Here is a 573-nt window from a genome sequence, read left to right as displayed (position 1 = left end):
GGCCCAGCACGTAGTGCTGGCGGATCTCGGCACGCGGGAAGTTGGTGATGGGGTTGAAGCGCGAAGGCGCCTTGGGAATGCCGGCCAGCATCGCGGCCTCGGCCGGCGTGACCTCGGACAGCGGCTTGCCGAGGTAGGTGCGCGAGGCGGCTGCAAAGCCGTAGGCGCGGTGGCCCAGGTAGATCTGGTTCATGTAGAGCTCGAGGATCTGGTCCTTGGAGTAGTTGTGCTCCAGCCAGAGGGCGAGCAGCGCTTCCTGCACCTTGCGGCCCAGCGTGCGGTCCGGATTGAGGAAGAGGTTCTTGGCGAGCTGCTGGGTCAGCGTCGAGCCGCCCTGGCTGACGCCCCGGTTCGTCACGTTGGTGACGATGGCGCGGCCGAAGCCGATCACGTCGATACCGAAATGCGAATAGAACCGCCGGTCCTCGATGGCGATCAGCGCCTGCGACACGTGTTTCGGCAGGCTCTTCAGCTGGATGGCGGCACCACCCATGTCGCCGCGATTGGCGAGTTCGGTGCCATCGGCAGCGAGGATGGCGATGTTCGGCGGCCGCGGCGGGACCTCCAGCGTGT

Annotated in this window: 1 protein-coding gene; it reads right to left on the bottom strand. The window is 66.5% G+C overall.

What is annotated here, in order from left to right; all coding sequences use genetic code 11:
• Positions 1 to 573 (bottom strand): transglycosylase domain-containing protein (locus tag DNK89_RS23785; RefSeq protein WP_161958987.1); only part of this gene is annotated, 573 nt, incomplete at both ends.

It is taken from the genome of Acidovorax sp. ST3, assembly GCF_003231145.1.
In the GTDB taxonomy this organism is placed as follows: domain Bacteria; phylum Pseudomonadota; class Gammaproteobacteria; order Burkholderiales; family Burkholderiaceae_C; genus Acidovorax.
The sequence above is the reverse complement of the archived record's forward strand: the minus strand, read 5'-3'. Positions and strand labels throughout refer to the sequence as shown.